Origin of the sequence: Paenibacillus faecis, assembly GCF_008084145.1 — a bacterium.
GTDB classification, from domain to species: domain Bacteria; phylum Bacillota; class Bacilli; order Paenibacillales; family Paenibacillaceae; genus Fontibacillus; species Fontibacillus faecis.
In genome coordinates this window covers 298,970-315,792 of record NZ_VSDO01000001.1, presented here as the reverse complement: position 1 = coordinate 315,792, position 16,823 = coordinate 298,970, and the positions used below count along the sequence as shown (strand labels likewise).

10 protein-coding genes are annotated in these 16,823 nt (G+C 56.0%); 8 read left to right on the top strand and 2 right to left on the bottom strand.

Annotation, left to right across the window (positions count from 1 at the left end; translation table 11 throughout):
- Positions 1-321 precede the first annotated feature (321 nt).
- The 8 genes from FRY98_RS01425 to FRY98_RS01390 all read left to right on the top strand — a co-directional run bounded on the left by FRY98_RS01425 (position 322) and on the right by FRY98_RS01390 (position 13,896).
- Positions 322-7,941, top strand: coding sequence for a pullulanase (locus tag FRY98_RS01425; protein WP_148449888.1), 7,620 nt, complete (start codon positions 322-324; stop codon positions 7,939-7,941).
- A 228-nt stretch (positions 7,942-8,169) separates the two neighbouring features.
- On the top strand, positions 8,170-8,514 hold the full coding sequence (gene rplS / locus FRY98_RS01420; RefSeq protein WP_114495903.1) for a 50S ribosomal protein L19: 345 nt from the start codon (positions 8,170-8,172) through the stop codon (positions 8,512-8,514).
- 143 nt (positions 8,515-8,657) lie between these two features.
- Positions 8,658-9,284 carry a signal peptidase I gene (gene lepB, locus FRY98_RS01415; protein WP_148449886.1) on the top strand — a complete coding sequence of 209 codons (627 nt, stop codon included), beginning with the start codon at positions 8,658-8,660 and terminating at the stop codon, positions 9,282-9,284.
- A gap of 47 nt (positions 9,285-9,331) precedes the next feature.
- On the top strand, positions 9,332-10,195 hold the full coding sequence (gene ylqF / locus FRY98_RS01410) for a ribosome biogenesis GTPase YlqF (RefSeq protein ID WP_148449885.1): 864 nt from the start codon (positions 9,332-9,334) through the stop codon (positions 10,193-10,195).
- 276 nt (positions 10,196-10,471) lie between these two features.
- The gene (locus FRY98_RS01405; RefSeq protein ID WP_148449883.1) at positions 10,472-11,089 is read left to right on the top strand and encodes a ribonuclease HII; all 618 of its coding nucleotides are present in this window, start codon (positions 10,472-10,474) and stop codon (positions 11,087-11,089) included.
- 80 nt (positions 11,090-11,169) lie between these two features.
- Positions 11,170-13,191, top strand: a complete 2,022-nt coding sequence (locus tag FRY98_RS01400) for a flagellar hook-length control protein FliK (RefSeq protein WP_148449881.1) — start codon at positions 11,170-11,172, stop codon at positions 13,189-13,191.
- Positions 13,188-13,493: an EscU/YscU/HrcU family type III secretion system export apparatus switch protein gene (locus FRY98_RS01395; RefSeq protein WP_148449879.1), complete on the top strand. Its 306-nt coding sequence runs from the start codon at positions 13,188-13,190 to the stop codon at positions 13,491-13,493. Before FRY98_RS01400 ends, FRY98_RS01395 begins: the two co-directional genes overlap by 4 nt.
- Positions 13,486-13,896 carry a YraN family protein gene (locus FRY98_RS01390; RefSeq protein WP_148449877.1) on the top strand — a complete coding sequence of 137 codons (411 nt, stop codon included), beginning with the start codon at positions 13,486-13,488 and terminating at the stop codon, positions 13,894-13,896. The genes FRY98_RS01395 and FRY98_RS01390 overlap by 8 nt, the downstream gene beginning before the upstream one ends.
- A 74-nt stretch (positions 13,897-13,970) precedes the next feature.
- On the opposite strand, the gene FRY98_RS01385 is transcribed toward FRY98_RS01390, so the two are convergent.
- Positions 13,971-15,041 carry a glycosyltransferase family 8 protein gene (locus FRY98_RS01385; protein WP_170286994.1) on the bottom strand — a complete coding sequence of 357 codons (1,071 nt, stop codon included), beginning with the start codon at positions 15,039-15,041 and terminating at the stop codon, positions 13,971-13,973.
- A gap of 139 nt (positions 15,042-15,180) precedes the next feature.
- On the bottom strand, positions 15,181-16,764 hold the full coding sequence (locus FRY98_RS01380; RefSeq protein ID WP_148449873.1) for a YifB family Mg chelatase-like AAA ATPase: 1,584 nt from the start codon (positions 16,762-16,764) through the stop codon (positions 15,181-15,183).
- Positions 16,765-16,823: the final 59 nt, after the last annotated feature.

Here is a 16,823-nt window from a genome sequence, read left to right as displayed (position 1 = left end):
GCCGCTATTTCAGAGGGCGGTTTGAGAAATTGTAGGACTTCGGATTCAATCCGTCTATAATAGCTGCTTATAGCAATTTTTGATGAGGCTATGTCATTCAAAATTAACGGTTGACGGACAGAATAAGGATGAATAAAATGAGAAATGCAAACGTTTTCAGTATAGCGCTTACATATACGTTGTTTAATCATCTCTGAAAGCCGCGAGTTACCGGAATTGTCCGGCTTTGTCCCATAAAAGGGGCAGGGGACTTTAAACTTATTTGCGCAAGCGTTTGCATGAATTTTGTCGATTCCCGAAACAAAAAGGAGGCTATGCACAATGAGGTTGAGGTTGGATGCAGCAGGTAGGCGGGTTTGGGCTATTCTGGTAGTTGTTTCGCTGGTTGTCTCGATGATTTGGATCCCTCCCGCCGCCAAGGCGGAAACAACTCAGGCGAAGGTTGTTCTGGCAGGCGATTTGCAAACGCGTCTCGGAGCGGGCAAGGATTGGGATCCCGCGGCGGCGGCCACCGAGATGACGTATGTGGGCGACGGCGAGTATAGGTTCACCGGAACATTGCCGGCCGGTACATATGAGTATAAGGTGGCCATTGACGGCGATTGGAAAGAAAGCTATGGGAGCGCTCACTATAGTCATCCCGGCGGGGCTGGTTCGGAGGGGAGAATCCAGCTTCGTTTGACCGGGGATACCGAGGTTACCTTTTATTACAATCACAACACACACCGGATTGCGGATTCCACAGTTTACAAACCGCTATCGGCGGATCATTTGCCGCGAGTGACCGGCAGCTTCCAGCACGGAATCGGCGAATCCGCAAATCGGCCTCCAGCGGAAGCGGAGCTGATTCTGAAGGATCCGGACTATGACCAAGTGTATTCGGTAACGGCCGTGGTGTATGCCGGGGCTCATGAGTTCCAGATCAGCCTGGGAGATGGACCGGCAAGCGAGGTATATCCGAGTGCGAAGGAACCGCTTTTTTTGACGGAAGATCGCGAAGTCACTTTTTTGTATAATTCGATCGACCATAAAGTCTCCGTAGATTTCGCCGCTCCGCTTTCCGGAAATCCGGGTTCCGTGAACCCGGTGCCCGCCGACCATTTACGGGTTCACTATAACCGGACGGACGGGGATTACGGCAATTTGGGGCTCTGGCTGTTTGAGGACGTGGCGGCTCCGTCCACGGATTGGCCTGGAGGGGCGACCGCTTTTCCCGACGGGCAAACGGACAGTTACGGAGCCTATGTCGATATCCCGTTGGCGGCCTCCCCTAAAAAGATAGGGATGGTTGTCGTCAACACGAAAACCGGTGACAAGGATGGCGGCGATAAAGTCGTTGAACTGGTATCGCCGCAGATGAATGAGGTTTGGCTGAAGGAAGGGACGGATACGGCATACAGCTTTGAGCCGGTCGAGCTTCCGGCCGATACGGTGAGGATTCATTACGCCAGACAGGATCGGCAATATGAAGCTTTTGGGGTTTGGTTGTGGGGCGATGTCGAAAGCCCGTCCAGCGATTGGCCGACCGGAGCTACGATGTTCACGGGCGCGCAGCGCGACAGCTTTGGCGCTTATGTGGACGTCAAGCTGAAGAGCGGTGCGCAAAGCATCGGTTTTCTGATGCTTGATCCTTCCAAAGGGGATGCGGGGAAGGACGCGGGCGATAAAAGCTTTGCCATGATGGACCGTTTCCGCCACTTGTTCATAAAGGAAGGGGACAATACGGTCTATGTTTCCCCTTATGGGGAGACTCCGACCGGACTCGTATCGGCGGAAGTTGTGGCAGCAGGAAAACTGCGGCTGAGTCTTACTTCGACCGAAGGCTTGGAGCCCGAGACTTTAAAGCAGGAACTGCAAATCATGAACAGGGACGGCCAGGCCGTTACGGTCCAACGGGTGAATATGACGGGGGCGACAAGCGTAGAGGTGGAAGCCTCGTTCACTTTGGAAGAACTACCGCTTCAAGTAACATACGCGGGGAAAACCGTCTCGGCCGTGAGCGGCTGGAGAATGCTGGATGAGCTGTACTACTATGACGGCGATGATTTGGGTGCGACTTACCGGGCGGGCGGAGCGGAGTTAAAACTATGGGCGCCGCTGGCCGAAAAGGTATCCGTTCAAGTTTTTGATAAAGATGACGCGGTCCGTTCTGTCGGAGTACCCCTCGAACTGGACAAAGGCGACAAGGGGGTATGGTCGCTTGCGTTAAAACCAGGGGATATGGGGATTCCGGACTTCAAAGGCTACTTCTATCAGTATGAGGTAACCCATAACGGGGTCCCCAAGAAGGTGCTGGATCCGTATGCCAAGTCGATGGCGGAATTCAGAGTAAATACCAAAGGCACGGTAGGGCCCGACGGGGATCCGGTCGGTAAGGCGGCGATCGTAGATTTAACTGAAACGAATCCGCCGGGGTTTGATTTCGCGGATATTCCGGGTTATGAGCAAAGGGAAGATGCGGTGATTTGGGAAATTCATGTTCGTGACTTCACTTCGGATCCCGCCGTCGCCGCGGATCTGCACCAGACTACCTGGGGAACGTATGATGCTTTCGCCAAGAAGCTGGAATACCTTAAATCCCTTGGCGTGACGCATGTTCAATTGCTTCCGGTTATGGCCTGGTATTACGGGGATGAAGCCAATATGAAAAGCCGGGAAGCCGCTTACTCCGCTAAGGACAACGAGTATAACTGGGGATATGATCCGCACGGTTATTTTTCCCCGGACGGCGCGTACTCCGAAAATCCGGCCGATCCGCATCTGCGCATCAAAGAGCTGAAGGCGATGATCGATGCGATTCACGATGCGGGCATGGGTGTCATCCTGGACGTGGTTTACACGCATATGGCAAAGGCGGATTTTCTCAATGACATCGTACCTAATTATTACGCATTCCAGGATCAGAACGGCAACTTTATCGGAGGCTTCGGCAACAATCTGGCGACCAATCGTAAAATGGCTGAAAAATTGATGATCGACTCGGTCAAGTATTGGTTCACCGAGTACAAAATCGACGGGATGCGCTTCGATATGATGGGGGACGCCACCTATGAGGCGGTTCAAAACGCCTACAATGCGGCTGCCGCGATCCATCCGAAAGCGCTGTTTATCGGTGAAGGCTGGAAGACGTTCAGCGGCGCGATATCCGATCCGTCCCTTGCCGGCAAAGGCGCGGACCAGGATTGGATGGATCAGACGGACGACGTCGGCGTCTTCTCCGACGAGTTTCGCAATGAACTAAAATCGGGATACGGCAGCGAGGGGGAGCCCAGGTTTATCACCGGGGGCGCACGCGACATTCAGACGATCTTCAAAAACATAAAAGCCCAGCCCGGCAACACGCCGGCCGATGATCCCGGGGACATGGTCCAATATATCGAAGCTCACGATAATTTGACCCTGCATGATATCATCGCTCAGGCGACCAGGAAGGATCCGGCCGTCCCAGCCAATGAAGCGGAAATATTGAAGCGGTTAAGGCTCGGCAATTTGCTTACTCTGGTGTCTCAAGGCACCGCCTTTCTCCATGCCGGACAGGAATATGGACGGACGAAGCAGTGGCATGGACAGGGGGTTCCGGAGCAGAAGTATCACGAATTGAAGGATGAAAACGGGAAATCATTCGGTTATTTTATCCATGATTCTTACGATTCTTCCGACGCCGTTAACAAGTTCGATTGGACCAAGGCCACGGATGCGAACGTTTATCCCGAGCACGTGAAAACCAAGGAGTACACGGCAGGGTTGATCGAGTTAAGAAAATCGACGGACGCCTTCCGGCTCGGCGACCAAGCGTTGGTCAATACGAATGTGACATCGCTGCAGATTCCTGAAATAAATGCGCAGGATCTCGTTATCGCGTTCAAAAATAAAGCGACGGACGGCACCGGCAACTATTATGTCTTTGTCAATGCCGACAATAAAGCCAGGACGCTAACGCTTTCCGAAGATCTGACCTCGGGCGCCGTACTTGTCGACGACGATGAGGCCGGCAAAGATCCCGTTACGGTAAAGTCCGGATTTACGCTAACCGCGGGCTCGATCACACTGGAACCTCTAACGGCCGTGGTCATCCGGACCGATGCGGCCGCAGCCGTAATTCAAGGCTTGTCGGTCGACAAGGACAGCTATTCCTTGCCCATCGGAAAGACGCACCAAACGGCGGTTTATGCCAATTATGAGGACGGCGGCAAACGAACGGTAACCAAGCAGGCGGTATACGCCTCCAGCCGTCCGCAGGTCGCCTCGGTGACTAGTACCGGTCTGGTCCGAGGGAACGCGGAGGGGGTTGCGGTCATTTCCGTAACGTACGGCGGCTTCCAAAAAGAGATCACCGTTACAGTGACCGCCGATGCCGTAGACGCCAAGCGGTACGTACAGCTGAACTACATCCGTCCGGATCGCGATTATACGGATTGGAACTTGTGGGTGTGGAATACCGGAGTGAAGAACGACGAAATCCGTTTTGACAAAATCGAAAACGGGATCGCGACGGCCCTGATCGAGGTGTCTCCCGACGCCACAAACGTAGGATTCGTCCTGCGGAAGGGAACGGATTGGAGCACGGCCAAGCAGGATATTCCGGACGACCGGATCATCCCGCTTACCCCGGGGGAAGGTTTTACAAAAGTCAATGTAACTAGCATGGTGCATGCGTTGGATATTTTGCCGAGTATTCAGGGACCTGTCCTTGAGGACGGCAACATCACGTTCCTGTATCGGGACGATCAGCTGTTTCGTGAAGGCCGCCTCGATACGATATCCGAAGTGAAAGTCGTGATCAACGGAAAAGCGGAAACGCTGAGGTATATCCCGGAAAAAGAGTGGTTCAGCTACACCCTGAAGGGGGCGGCCCCGGGAACGTACGAATATACGTTTTTGGTCACCCGAGAAGGGGTAACCCGCGAGCTGACCGATCCGAAAAATACGGTGAACGGGAAATCCGTCCTTGTCTTCTCGGTACCGAAGGTTACCGTCGAAGCGGAGGTGAATCCGGGGACTATCGCGGCGGATGAAAACGCGGTGTTGAGCATCAAGGCGATGACGTCCGAATCCGAATCGGTGACGTTCAAGGAGGCGCATATCGACCTTTCGGAGCTGGGCGGACCGGCCAAGGTGAAGCTTGATCCGCAGCTTCTTGAGCAAAGCATCGCCGTGAAGGATACGGTGACGCCGGGGAACAAGAGCATACCGGTCACGCTGGTCGACCAGTACGGCAACCGCCACTCGGGTACGGCCAAGGTGACCGTTAGCACGCGGGCGCAGGCGGGGAAGGCCGATTTTGACTGGGATGAGGCGCGGATTTATTTTATTCTGACAGACCGGTTTATGGATGGTGACCCCGCCAACAATGCGGAAGTGGACAAAAATCACCTGGAAGCCTATCACGGCGGAGATTTCAGGGGCTTGATCGACAAGTTGGATTACTTGGAAACCTTAGGCGTCAACACGCTCTGGATTACGCCCATTGTCGATAACATCGATTATAATGTGGGAGCTGGATTTAACGGCAAACAGTATGGCTACCATGGCTATTGGGCTAAAGATTTTACCCGGATCGACGAGCACTTGGGCGACTTGGAAACGTTGAAAGAGCTGATCGACAAAGCGCATGACCGCGGCATAAAAATCATGGTCGATGTGGTTCTCAATCATACCGGATATGGACTAAAACCGGGGGATGACGCTCCGGGCGTCACCCAGCAGGATAAGGAGCGGTTTGCCGGCATGCTGCGGACGGACGGCGTCTCGGCGGATACGGACCCGGTGAAAGGCGAACTCGCCGGGCTGCCTGATTTGTTAACCGAAGATCCGGAGGTCCGGCAGCAAGTGATCGAATGGCAGGCGGGTTGGCTTGAGCGGGCGAGAACGGACCGGGGGGATACGTTCGACTATTTCCGGGTGGACACGGTCAAACACGTCGATGATACGACTTGGAAGGCATTTAAAAATGCGCTCACGGCGATCGACCCCGATTTTAAACTGCTCGGCGAATATTACGGCGCTACCGTCCAAAGCGACGGGGGGCAGCTGCAGAGCGGTCAAATGGACAGTTTGCTCGATTTTGGCTTTAAGCACGAGGCGAGAAAACTGGCGAATGGCGACGTTGAATCGGTCGAGGCCTACCTCGCCGAGCGCGAAGCCCGGCTGGACAATACGAGGATGATGGGGCAATTCCTCAGCAGTCATGACGAGGACGGTTTTTTGACCCATTATGTCAACGGGGATAAAGGCAAACTGATGGCCGCCGCAGCGATGCAAATCACGGCAAAGGGCCAGCCGGTCATTTATTACGGTGAAGAACTCGGACGTTCCGGCAAAAACGCAGGGGATATCAGCAAAGGGGAACTCGGCGAAAACCGGAGCGACATGCCGTGGGAACGGCTTGAAGCGGAGAATAAGCTGCTCACGCACTATCAAAAGCTCTTGAACATCCGGGGCGAGCATTCGAAAGTGTTCTCCAAGGGAGCGCGTACCCCGATCGCCGCCTCCAATGAGGAAGGCTACCTGGCGTTTGCCAAGCAATACGGCGGGGAGCAACTCGTGACGGCCATTCACGTGAAGGAGGAAGCCAAGCAAGTCACCTTGCCGGTTCCGTTTATGGCGGGCGGCAAAGTGAAGGATCTGTACGGCGGATCCGAGTACCGGGTGAGTGCGGAGCAAAAAGTCACGGTGACGCTTCCGGCCATGGCGGATGGCGGAACGGTTATTCTAGCTCCGGTTCCGGCGGGTGGCGGCAACTCCGGCTCCGGCGGCAACTCCAGCTCCGGCACCGGTGGCACGGGCTCGGACGCTGCCTCCGGATCGACGGCCGATCACTGGCCGGCGGCTCCCGGCCGAAAAGTAGTCGACGGGCAAACGCTACAAGGCGGCGATGCGAAGGTAACCATTCTCCTGGAGGCGGGTGACCAGGAAGCGATTCTTCCGCGCAATGCGGGGGAACTGCTCGGCTCCAAATCGCTTGAGCTGAGAAGAGCCGGTGTCGCATTGACGATCCCGTCCAAACTGCTTCAGGCCGTGGGAAAACAGACCTTGGAAGGTCCGTCCCGGGAGGCGTTCATCTCGATCAAGCTGCGGGAGTTGGCGGCATCCGAGTTGGACCCGCTGTGGGCGAAGGTGGCGGATACCGGTACGGTACGGCGCGGCGGCGCAATCATTGATTTGGGCATCGCCGTTATTACGAAAGACGGAACAACGAGCGGGCCGGAACCATTCCCGGCGCCCGTCACGATCTCGATCTCGCTGGATCCGGATAGCCATATCGACGGCAATCTGGCCGGAATATACCGGTTGACCGACGGCGGCTCGCTCATCTATATTCCCGGCCAACGGACGGGAGGGAAACTCGTAGCGGACATCACGCATGCCGGACATTACGCCGTTCTGGAGTTCGACAAGACGTTCACCGATCTCGTAGGTCACTGGGCGGAGCCTGCCCTGAAGCAGCTTGCGGCCCGGCACATCGTAAACGGGACCGGCGCAGCGGAGTTTCATCCGGGCCGGCAGCTTACGCGGGCGGAGTTTGCGGCCATGCTTGTTCGGGGATTGAATTTGGACGTTCGGGACGAGAGGGCTGCTAGTGATCGGGAACGCGCAGCCTGGTATGAGTCGGCGGTGACGACGGCCCATCATTACGGCCTGATGAACGGGAAAGCGACGGGCGGCTTTGCGCCGAACGATCCGATGACGCGCGAAGAAATGGCCGTTATGCTGATGCGCGCTTACCGAATGACCGAAGAAGCGATAACCGCATCTCCATCGATGACATACAAGGACAGGGGGCAAATATCCGCCTGGGCGGTCAAAGCGGTCGACGAAGCCGCGGTACTAGAGCTTATGAAAGGGCAAGGGGGCGGAAAGTTCTCCCCTAAAGCTTACGCGACCCGAGCCGAGGGTGCGCAGGCGGTGCTGAATTTGCTGACCAAGCTGGAGATGAAGTAAAATAAAAAGAGATAGAAATTCGATGTTTAGCGTTATGGATTAGGGAAATGACCAAATGCGCGGGCGAATCCCCCTTCGCCCGCGCACAATAAAACTCCTTGCTATGCATAGAAAATTATGATAAAATTCTTTTTGTTGTGAATTCGGTGGTCCTCTGCGGATGATGAGGGAGAACAAGGGGTTCTCCGGAAGAGGCATGAACACCTGAGTGGAAGGAGGGAGTCCTAGATGAATATCGTACAAGCGATTACGCAAGAACAACTTCGCAAAGATATTCCGAGCTTTCGTCCTGGTGACACTTTAAAAGTGTTCGTAAAGGTTATTGAGGGAACTCGTGAACGTATCCAGTTGTTTGAAGGTGTTGTTATTAAGCGTCGTGGCGGCGGAATCAGCGAAACTTTTACAGTTCGTAAAATTTCGAACGGTGTAGGCGTGGAAAGAACTTTCCCGCTTCATTCCCCGAAAATCGATAAGATCGAAGTGGCTCGCCGTGGTAAAGTGCGTCGTGCGAAGCTGTACTATCTTCGTGAACTTCGCGGTAAAGCAGCGAGAATTAAAGAAGTACGTCGTTAATTCGTTAACGATCAGGGGGCTTGGATTCATCAAGCCCCTTTACTTTTTTTATGAAGGAAATTTTGGTATGATTTCAGCGGAGCTGAGGCATCTTCTTATAAACAGGCTTTCCTTACATATTTGACGAAGAGAGGTCAGGAACTATGGAGCATCAAGTTCAATCCGAGCAACCGGTCTCGTCGGAAACCCCGCAAGATCCGCCCAAAAAGGAAAAAAGCGAGGCGATGGAATGGCTGAAAGCTATTGTCATCGCTGTCGTACTGGTTCTCCTGATTCGCTGGCTTTTCTTTGCCCCCTTTATTGTGGACGGTCCGTCGATGCAGCCTAACTTCCACACCGGCGAGAGGATCATCGTGAACAAAATTATTTACGATATCCGTGCGCCCAAGCACGGTGAAGTCGTCGTATTCCATGTTCCTTCCGAGGGGCGTGATTTTATCAAACGGGTGATCGGCGTACCCGGAGACACGGTGAAAGTGGAAGGGGATACGGTTACCGTCAACGGTAAGGCGATTGAAGAACCCTATATTCAAGGTATTCTGAATGAAAAACATAGCAATAATCAACTCTATAATACGGAAGCGAATTTCCCCAATGACTTCGTTCCGGAAGGCGTCGTGCCGGAGGGACACATCTTTGTGCTTGGCGATAATCGCTCCAACAGTACGGATAGCCGGCGAATCGGGTTCGTACCGTACGGCGACATTATCGGCCGCGCGGATCTCGTATTCTGGCCTTTGAAGGATATCCAGTTCATCAAGCATCATTAAACGACATCCGGTTGGCCTGGCTAATCGGGAGCTAGAGGTGAAAGAGCATGACAATTCAATGGTTTCCCGGACATATGACCAAGGCCCGCCGCCAGATCCAGGAGAAGCTGAAGCTGATCGACGTGGTGATCGAACTCATCGACGCCCGGCTTCCGTTATCCAGCAGAAATCCGATGATCGATGAGATTTTACAAGGTAAGCCGCGCCTCATTGTTTTGAATAAGGCGGATTTGGCCGATCCGTCGATTACTCGGCAGTGGATCGATTACTTTAAGGAAGAAGGCCATACGGCCGTTCAAGTGGACGCCACGAGCGGGCAGGGCGTGAAGGAAATTCCGGTAAAGGCGAAGGAACTGCTCAGGGACAAAATCGAGCGTCAATTGGCCAAAGGAATAAATCCGCGTGCCGTTCGGGCGCTGATCGTGGGGATTCCGAATGTCGGCAAGTCGACGCTGATCAACCGCCTGGCGGGACGGAGCATCGCCGCGACGGGCGATCGTCCCGGGGTGACCAAAGCCCAACAGTGGATTAAGGTAGGAACGGAGATGGAACTCCTGGATACACCGGGTATTCTCTGGCCCAAGTTTGAGGATCAGAATGTAGGTTACCGGCTGGCCTTGACCGGGGCGATCCGTGAGGAAATTTTGAATGTCGAGGACATCGCTTTTTTCGGAGTCAAATATTTGGCAAAGTACTACTGGGACCCGCTCAGGGAACGTTTTGACCTGAAAGAGCAGCCGCAGGATACCGAGAACCCCGACGAAATCGTGACCGTCATGGAAGAGATCGGGCGGAAACGCGGCTGTATCGTCAGCGGCGGCCGGGTGGATTTGGAGAAGGCTTCGGGAATCTTTCTTCGTGAGCTTCGGGCGGGAAAACTGGGCAGATACAGCCTGGAAGCCCCCTATTGACGTAAACGAACGTTATGGGATTCTTATACAAAGCACGCAATCCTTTGGGATTCGTGCTTTTTTTGTTGTTAAAGAGTTGATGTCTAATATAGGTAAGGTAAATTTTAGGCATCTACTCTCAAAATAGATAGCACGTGCCGATAATAAAGGTAATGCGTTGAAATGTCTTCAGTCATGTCCATGCATAACCAGACAAGTCGGCCGGAACTCGGAAGAACTTGAACTTCACAACCCAGAGGAGTAAGCTTGTAAGGGTTGCGTCATGAAGGAGGCACTATGAGCGATCTTTTAATTTACGAAAAAGAATACTGGCAGTCATACCGCAATATCGCCGGTATTGACGAAGTCGGACGAGGCTGTCTGTTCGGCGATGTGGTGGCGGCGGCGGTCATTTTGCCGCAAGGTTTAGTCCTGGAGGATGTCAATGATTCCAAGAGGTTGAGTCCGAAAAAAAGGGACATGCTGTATGATCTTATTATGGAACAGGCGGTCGCGGTAGGAATCGGCTATGCGGATTCCGAGACAATAGATCAAATAAATATTAAACAGGCTACGCGTCTGGCCATGAAGCAGGCGGTAGAGCGTTTGGCGGTAACTCCGGATTATCTTCTTATCGATGCCGAGAAAATCGATTCGCCGATCCCACAGTTATCGGTGATTAAAGGAGACGCCACGAGCCAATCGATCGCGGCGGCTTCCATCGTGGCGAAGGTGACGCGGGACCGTCTATGTCAGGGCACCTGGGATGCGCTTTATCCCGAATACGGGATTGCGGTACATAAAGGGTATGCCACGAAGTTTCACAGGGAGCAGATTCTGGCTCTCGGCCCAACGCCTATGCATCGCAAAAGCTTTATGCGGAACTTATTTGTGGAAGAACAAACCTTATTTTGATAAGCCCGCCCCGCAAGGGCGGGTTTTCCTTCATCGCAAGACATTTTTTATACAACTTGGGCGGACGGGAGTGGAATCATATGAATATTGGACCTTTACTGCGCGGAATGATCGGGGAGAGTCGGCCCGGCACACCGAAAACCCTGGATCTAAAAGCCGGTCAGGTCGTTCGGGGCACGGTGCTAAGCGTATCGGAGGACGGCCAGGAGGCGGTGATCCAGGTACAAGGGGTTAAACTGCATGCTGCGCTGGAAACCCCGCTGAAAGAAGGGCAGACGACATTACTGCAGGTACAGCCGCCGTCCGATGAAGGACTGCTCATGCTTAAGCCGATTCAAACTTCACCTGGAGGCACGATGTCAGCCGCCTCGCTGGCGAGTGCGCTCGAAGCGATGGGGATGCAGGACACCCCCGAGAATCGGGATCTTTTGCAATTGATGCAGACGAACGGAATTCCTTTGACCAAGGAAAACGCGGCGAAATTGCTGGCGCTGGCCAGCCAGAAGCCGGCCGGAGCTCCGCTGGCGGAGTGGGTTCATGCGGTGGGGATCGCCATGAACCGAGGCCTTCCTCTCACGGGCGAAACGGTTAGAGGCCTGCATCAGGCCGTGTTCGGTCCGCCGCTGCATACGCTTTTATCCACTTTGGAGGAGCAGCTCGGGCAATGGCTCAGGCAAGAGGCTTCGGCGGAAGCCGGTTTGCCTGCGAATAGAGATGCCGCAGGGACGGCATGGAGCGGAAAAGGCGGAATGCCCGCCGGGACGGCCCCGAACGAGGGGGCCGGAAGAGCCGTTGTGCCAACCGATTCGCAAGAGGTGGCACCGCAAGGGAAGGCCGCGCCTTCGGACGGGGCCTTACGGCCGGTCGGCGGCGGCATGGCTGCGCAGGCCGCCGACACGCCTGAGCCCCCCGCCACTATGGGCCAGGGGGCTCAGGCTAAGCCGGAGAGCGGGCTTTCGCCGCAGCTTCTGCAGAAGCTGCTGACCGTGCTCTCCGATGTAAAAGCGGCCGTGCTGCTGGAAGGCACGGCCGCGGGGAGCGCGTCCCCGTCCGCTGCGGGGACAGCCGGGACCGGCACCGCCAGCGGACAGCCGCTGGCGGGCGCCCCTGCCGCTGCCGGCGAACCGGCGGCAGCGGCGGTGCCCGGCGAAGGGCCCGCAGGGCCTTCGCCGCAGCAGCGCCCCACCCCCCACGCGGAGCCGTGGGTGGGGCGCGTGCTGAAGCTGCTCGGTGCGGAGCACGAGCAGCAGGTGCTGCGCGCGGGCGCCTCCGGCGAGCCCGCGGCCAGCGCCGCGCCGCCGCCTGCCGGAGGCACGGCGGCGCAGGCCGCCCCGGGCGGCGGCGCGGGAGCGCACGCGCCGTCGCCAGGGGGCGCTGTGCCCGGCGGCGTGCCGCAGGCGGCGCCCGGGCAGCCGGGCCAGGCTGGCGCGGCCGTTCCGGCCGGCGCCGCCGGGGCAGGCCCGCAGGAAGCGGCGCCGACGCACCCGGCCGGGCCGGCGGTGCTGCCGGGCCCGGCTTCGCAGGAGGCGGCCGATTCCGCGGCGGCCCATGCCCGCGACACCTTGAAGAGCCTCCTGCTTCAAGTCGCTGCCGCCGACGACCTGCCGGCCCCGCTTCAGGAGGCCGCCCGGCAAGTCGTTCAGCAGTTGACCGGTCAGCAGCTGCTGTTGACGACGGACCGCACGGCTCCCTTCGCCCAGGTGACGATGTTTCTGCCGTTTATCGGACCCGACGGAGAGCAGACCGCCGCGGTACACATCGAATCGCGCCGGGGAAGAAAAGGCGAGCTGGACGCGGATAACTGCCGGCTGTGGTTCGACTTGCAGATGAAAGCGTTGGGACAGCTGATGGTGGATGTGCAAGTTGCGGATAAAAAAGTGCTGCTCAAAATTTACAGCGAACGGGACATCGCCGGCGCCTTCCTGGAATCCAGACAACCGGAGATCGAAGCCGCGCTGGATGCCGCGGGATACCGCCTGTTGTCATTAAAAGCCGAGCCTTTAATCCCGCCGGGGGAAACGGGAGAAAAGCCGGGGCACGAGTTGGCGCCTTCCTTGTCCTACGCCCCCAGTCCCTATAAAGGGGTGGATTATCGCGTATGAGCGGGAAGGACGAACAGCGTGCGCTTTCCTTGAAGAAAGCCGTCGCCTTGAAATATGATCCGCAGAAGCACGATGCTCCGGTCGTTGCGGCCAAAGGCAGCGGGCTGCTGGCGGAGAAAATATTGGACCTGGCCCGGGAGAACGAAATCCCGGTTCAGGAGGACGCCGCGTTGGTCGAGGTGTTGTCCAAAATCGATCTGGACCGGCAAATCCCTCCGGAGCTGTATACCTTGGTCGCCGAGATCCTCAGTTTTATTTACCGCTCGGACAAGCTTGCGGAAAGAGGGATGGACCTTGAATAAACGTTACGCCTCTTTATCGGGAGACGGCAGTTCTTCGGCTCGGGATGAGCGTGTGGTCCGAGGGCGGCGGGCCGAGCAGTTGGCGGCCGATTATCTGGTCGAGCAAGGCTACGAAATTCTGCATCGGAACTGGCGCTGCCGCAGCGGGGAACTGGACCTCGTGGCCAAAAGGGATGGCGTGCTCGTCGTCGTGGAGGTACGCAGCCGAAAAAGCCGCAATTCGGCCTTCGGTACGCCGGCGGAATCGATGACGGCTCGCAAAATCAAGCAGGTTCGCGATACGGCCGCGGTCTATTTTCAACAAACCGGCAATTCCGCCGCGATCATTCGATTTGATGTCATCGCCGTCACGTTTGGCTACGGGGACGAATTCACCCTGGAACATATTCAGGCGGCCTTTTGAAACGGGTCGTAAAAATAAAACGAAGTTAAATAAAAGAAGAAGTACAAAACCGTGACGGTTCTGTACTTCTTTTTCTACTTTATGGCGCCGCGCGGTTTTAGCCCCCTGGAAAGCGAAGCCGTTCCCCCGCTTGATTTTGCTGGCATAGAGAGCGGCCGCCGCGATCCTCTCTTTTTTCGGCGAACGATCGTTCCGCCCCTGCCCGCCGATTTGACCGGCTTCGAGTAGGATAAACCGCTGCGGGTCATTCTGCTTCGTTTGGATCGAAAATTTCCTCCGGCCGTTCTCCGCTTTCTGCGTTTGATGCGCGTCCGTCCCCTCATCCCTCTCCCGATAGCGGGGGCCGCGGAGTAACGGGGTGCTTGTTTGCTCCAGGGCGTCAGGTTAAGGTAGTTCAGGTACAGTTCCCATCCCGGGGAAGTGCGGTCCCAACATTTATCAGTGCCGGCAAAGTGGACGATTTTATTCGTGTAGTCATGGTCAGCGGCCGCCATGTTAAAAAAGTTGAAACGCAGGTCGAGCGGGAGGTAGTTCCCCCCATAAACCGCATTTAAGGCATCCTGATCAGGCATGGAGGTATTCGGAAAGTTGCGGAAAAAATTCAGCGTTTCTTCATACCAGCCAGGGTTCTGGCGGATATTGTTTAGCCCGAATAATATCACCCCGGAGTTAAAATAGAGATCCGGATTTAATCCCATGGAACTGATCGTTTGCGTTACATTCATAATATTCTGGTCCCATACGGCGCCCAAATAAGCCTCATTTAACTCGGTTTGCCACAGTTCTTCAATATCCATGTTCACCAGAACGTCGCAATCGAGATAGATGATTTTGTCGACCGGCACGATCGCCGGAATCAGCAGTCGATACAGGGAGGCAGGAGTCCAAACATTGACCGAGGCCACACTCTCCATGAGCTGACGCAGATCTTCGGGGAGGATTACCGGATAAAACTGGATCGTATGGTTAAAACCCGTCGCCAAATCAAAAAGTTTCTGCCGGTTATCTTCACTCAGCGTTTCATCGTGCAAAATATGGACGTTCACAGGGGATTTGGTGTTATGGAAAATCGATGCTAGAACGACACCTGCATGCTCAGCGTATTGCCCATCCTTATCCTGAAAGGCCAAGGCCAGTTCAATCATCTGATTTATCCTCTCTTTAAGTAATGGTTGTATGCACATTATACGTTCGTGGAGAGGGAGTGGGTAAGGCGCTTTCCCCAGTCGGAAAGCCTAAATTCGCAATATCGCCCGTTAAAAAAGGCGGTTCTGGTTTGGCTTATTAGCCGGACACATCCGGCTGCCTTCGATCGAGCTGGCGATATTGAATCGCTTCGGCAACCTGTTCTTCCCGGATATCCTCCCGTCCCTCCAGATCGGCAATCGTGCGCGACAGCTTTACGATCCGGTCATAGGCGCGCATACTGAGTCCCAATGCCTCAAAGGAGGCGTCCAACAGCCGGGCTGCTCCTTGGCTCATCTGGGCATATTGTCGCAGCAGGCTGCCGGATAATTCGCTGTTCCTGGAAATCTTCAAGCCTTGGTAGCGCCGAAGTTGGATCTGTTCGGCCCGACGCACCTGCTCGCGCATTTCCTTCGTGGATAGCGGCTTCGTATCCTCCTGCCGGCGCTGGGGGCGGGGGACTTCCACTTGCATATCGACCCTGTCCAGCAGGGGGCCGGAGATCCTCTCGCGATATTGGGCGATGCGAAAAGGCGAACAGGTGCACGACGGTTGCGGGAACTCCGAGCCGAACCAGCCGCACGGACAAGGATTTAAAGAACCGGCGAGCAAAAATTGAGCCGGGAAGGTGAACGCCGCCCGTGAACGGCTGATCGTAACGACCCGTTCTTCCAGCGGCTGCCTGAGCACTTCCAGGACATTGCGGGAAAACTCCGGGAGCTCGTCCAAAAACAAGACGCCTCTGTGCGCGAGGCTGACCTCTCCCGGCTTGGGGATGCTTCCGCCGCCGATCAGGCCCCCGCCGGAGATTGTATGATGCGGCGAACGAAACGGCCGCCGGGTTATCAAGCCGTCCTGCTGCTTCAGCTTGCCGGCAGAACTGTAAATTTTGGTTACCTCCAATGACTCGTCGGGGGTGAGAGGCGGCAATATGCCGGGGAGGCGGCGGATCAGCATCGTTTTACCGGTACCGGGCGGGCCGATGAGGACAATGTTGTGCATTCCGGCCGCGGCAATGGTCAGGGCCCGTTTGATCGGCCGCTGCCCCAGGACGTCCAGATAGTCCTCGAACGGGATATCCGGCTGTTGGGAGGGACCGCCGCCAGGCACACGGTCTCTTGTTTGCACCAAATGGTCCAAGGAGTGGAGAACGACCGGTTCCGTGCGATTTTGGTCCCTTTGGTGGGCCGGTACCAGTTCACGGAGATGGCCGATGCCGAAGACGGTGATTCCGTCGAGCAGCAGCGCTTCGGGGACGCTGACGCTGGGAACCAGGACAGCCTGGAACCCGTGCTTGCGGGCCAAATCCACCATCGGCAGAATTCCCGGGACCCCGCGCAGCGCTCCATCGAGAGCCAATTCACCGATGATCAGGAGATTTCCGCTCGCCGGAAGAGTGACCTGGCCGCTAGCGGATAAGAGCGCGAGCGCGATCGCCAGATCGAAGGCCGTGCCTTCCTTGCGCAAATCCGCCGGGGCCAAATTGATGGTCACCCGCTGCAGCGGAAAGGCGAAGCCGCAGTTTTTGATCGCCGCCCGGACACGGTCGACCGCTTCCCTGACCGCGGAATCAGGCAAGCCCACCACCTGGGTCTGCGGGATCCCGCTGGCCAAATCCACTTCGACTTCGATCAAAACGCCGTCAATCCCGTAAAGACAGGCGCTGTAGAGTTTTCCATACATAAAAAAAACACCTCTCTCCCGTTCAAAGCCGTCTAGGCCGGATTTGGGAAAAAAGGTGC

Excerpts from the sequence above, each read along its gene's own strand:
- FRY98_RS01400 (WP_148449881.1), top strand. The coding sequence starts at position 11,170 with ATGAATATTGGACCTTTACTGCGCGGAATGATCGGGGAGAGTCGGCCC.
- FRY98_RS01425 (WP_148449888.1), top strand. The coding sequence starts at position 322 with ATGAGGTTGAGGTTGGATGCAGCAGGTAGGCGGGTTTGGGCTATTCTG.
- rplS (WP_114495903.1), top strand. The coding sequence starts at position 8,170 with ATGAATATCGTACAAGCGATTACGCAAGAACAACTTCGCAAAGATATT.
- FRY98_RS01405 (WP_148449883.1), top strand. The coding sequence starts at position 10,472 with ATGAGCGATCTTTTAATTTACGAAAAAGAATACTGGCAGTCATACCGC.
- lepB (WP_148449886.1), top strand. The coding sequence starts at position 8,658 with ATGGAGCATCAAGTTCAATCCGAGCAACCGGTCTCGTCGGAAACCCCG.
- FRY98_RS01385 (WP_170286994.1), bottom strand. The coding sequence starts at position 15,041 with ATGATTGAACTGGCCTTGGCCTTTCAGGATAAGGATGGGCAATACGCT.
- FRY98_RS01395 (WP_148449879.1), top strand. The coding sequence starts at position 13,188 with ATGAGCGGGAAGGACGAACAGCGTGCGCTTTCCTTGAAGAAAGCCGTC.
- ylqF (WP_148449885.1), top strand. The coding sequence starts at position 9,332 with ATGACAATTCAATGGTTTCCCGGACATATGACCAAGGCCCGCCGCCAG.
- FRY98_RS01380 (WP_148449873.1), bottom strand. The coding sequence starts at position 16,764 with ATGTATGGAAAACTCTACAGCGCCTGTCTTTACGGGATTGACGGCGTT.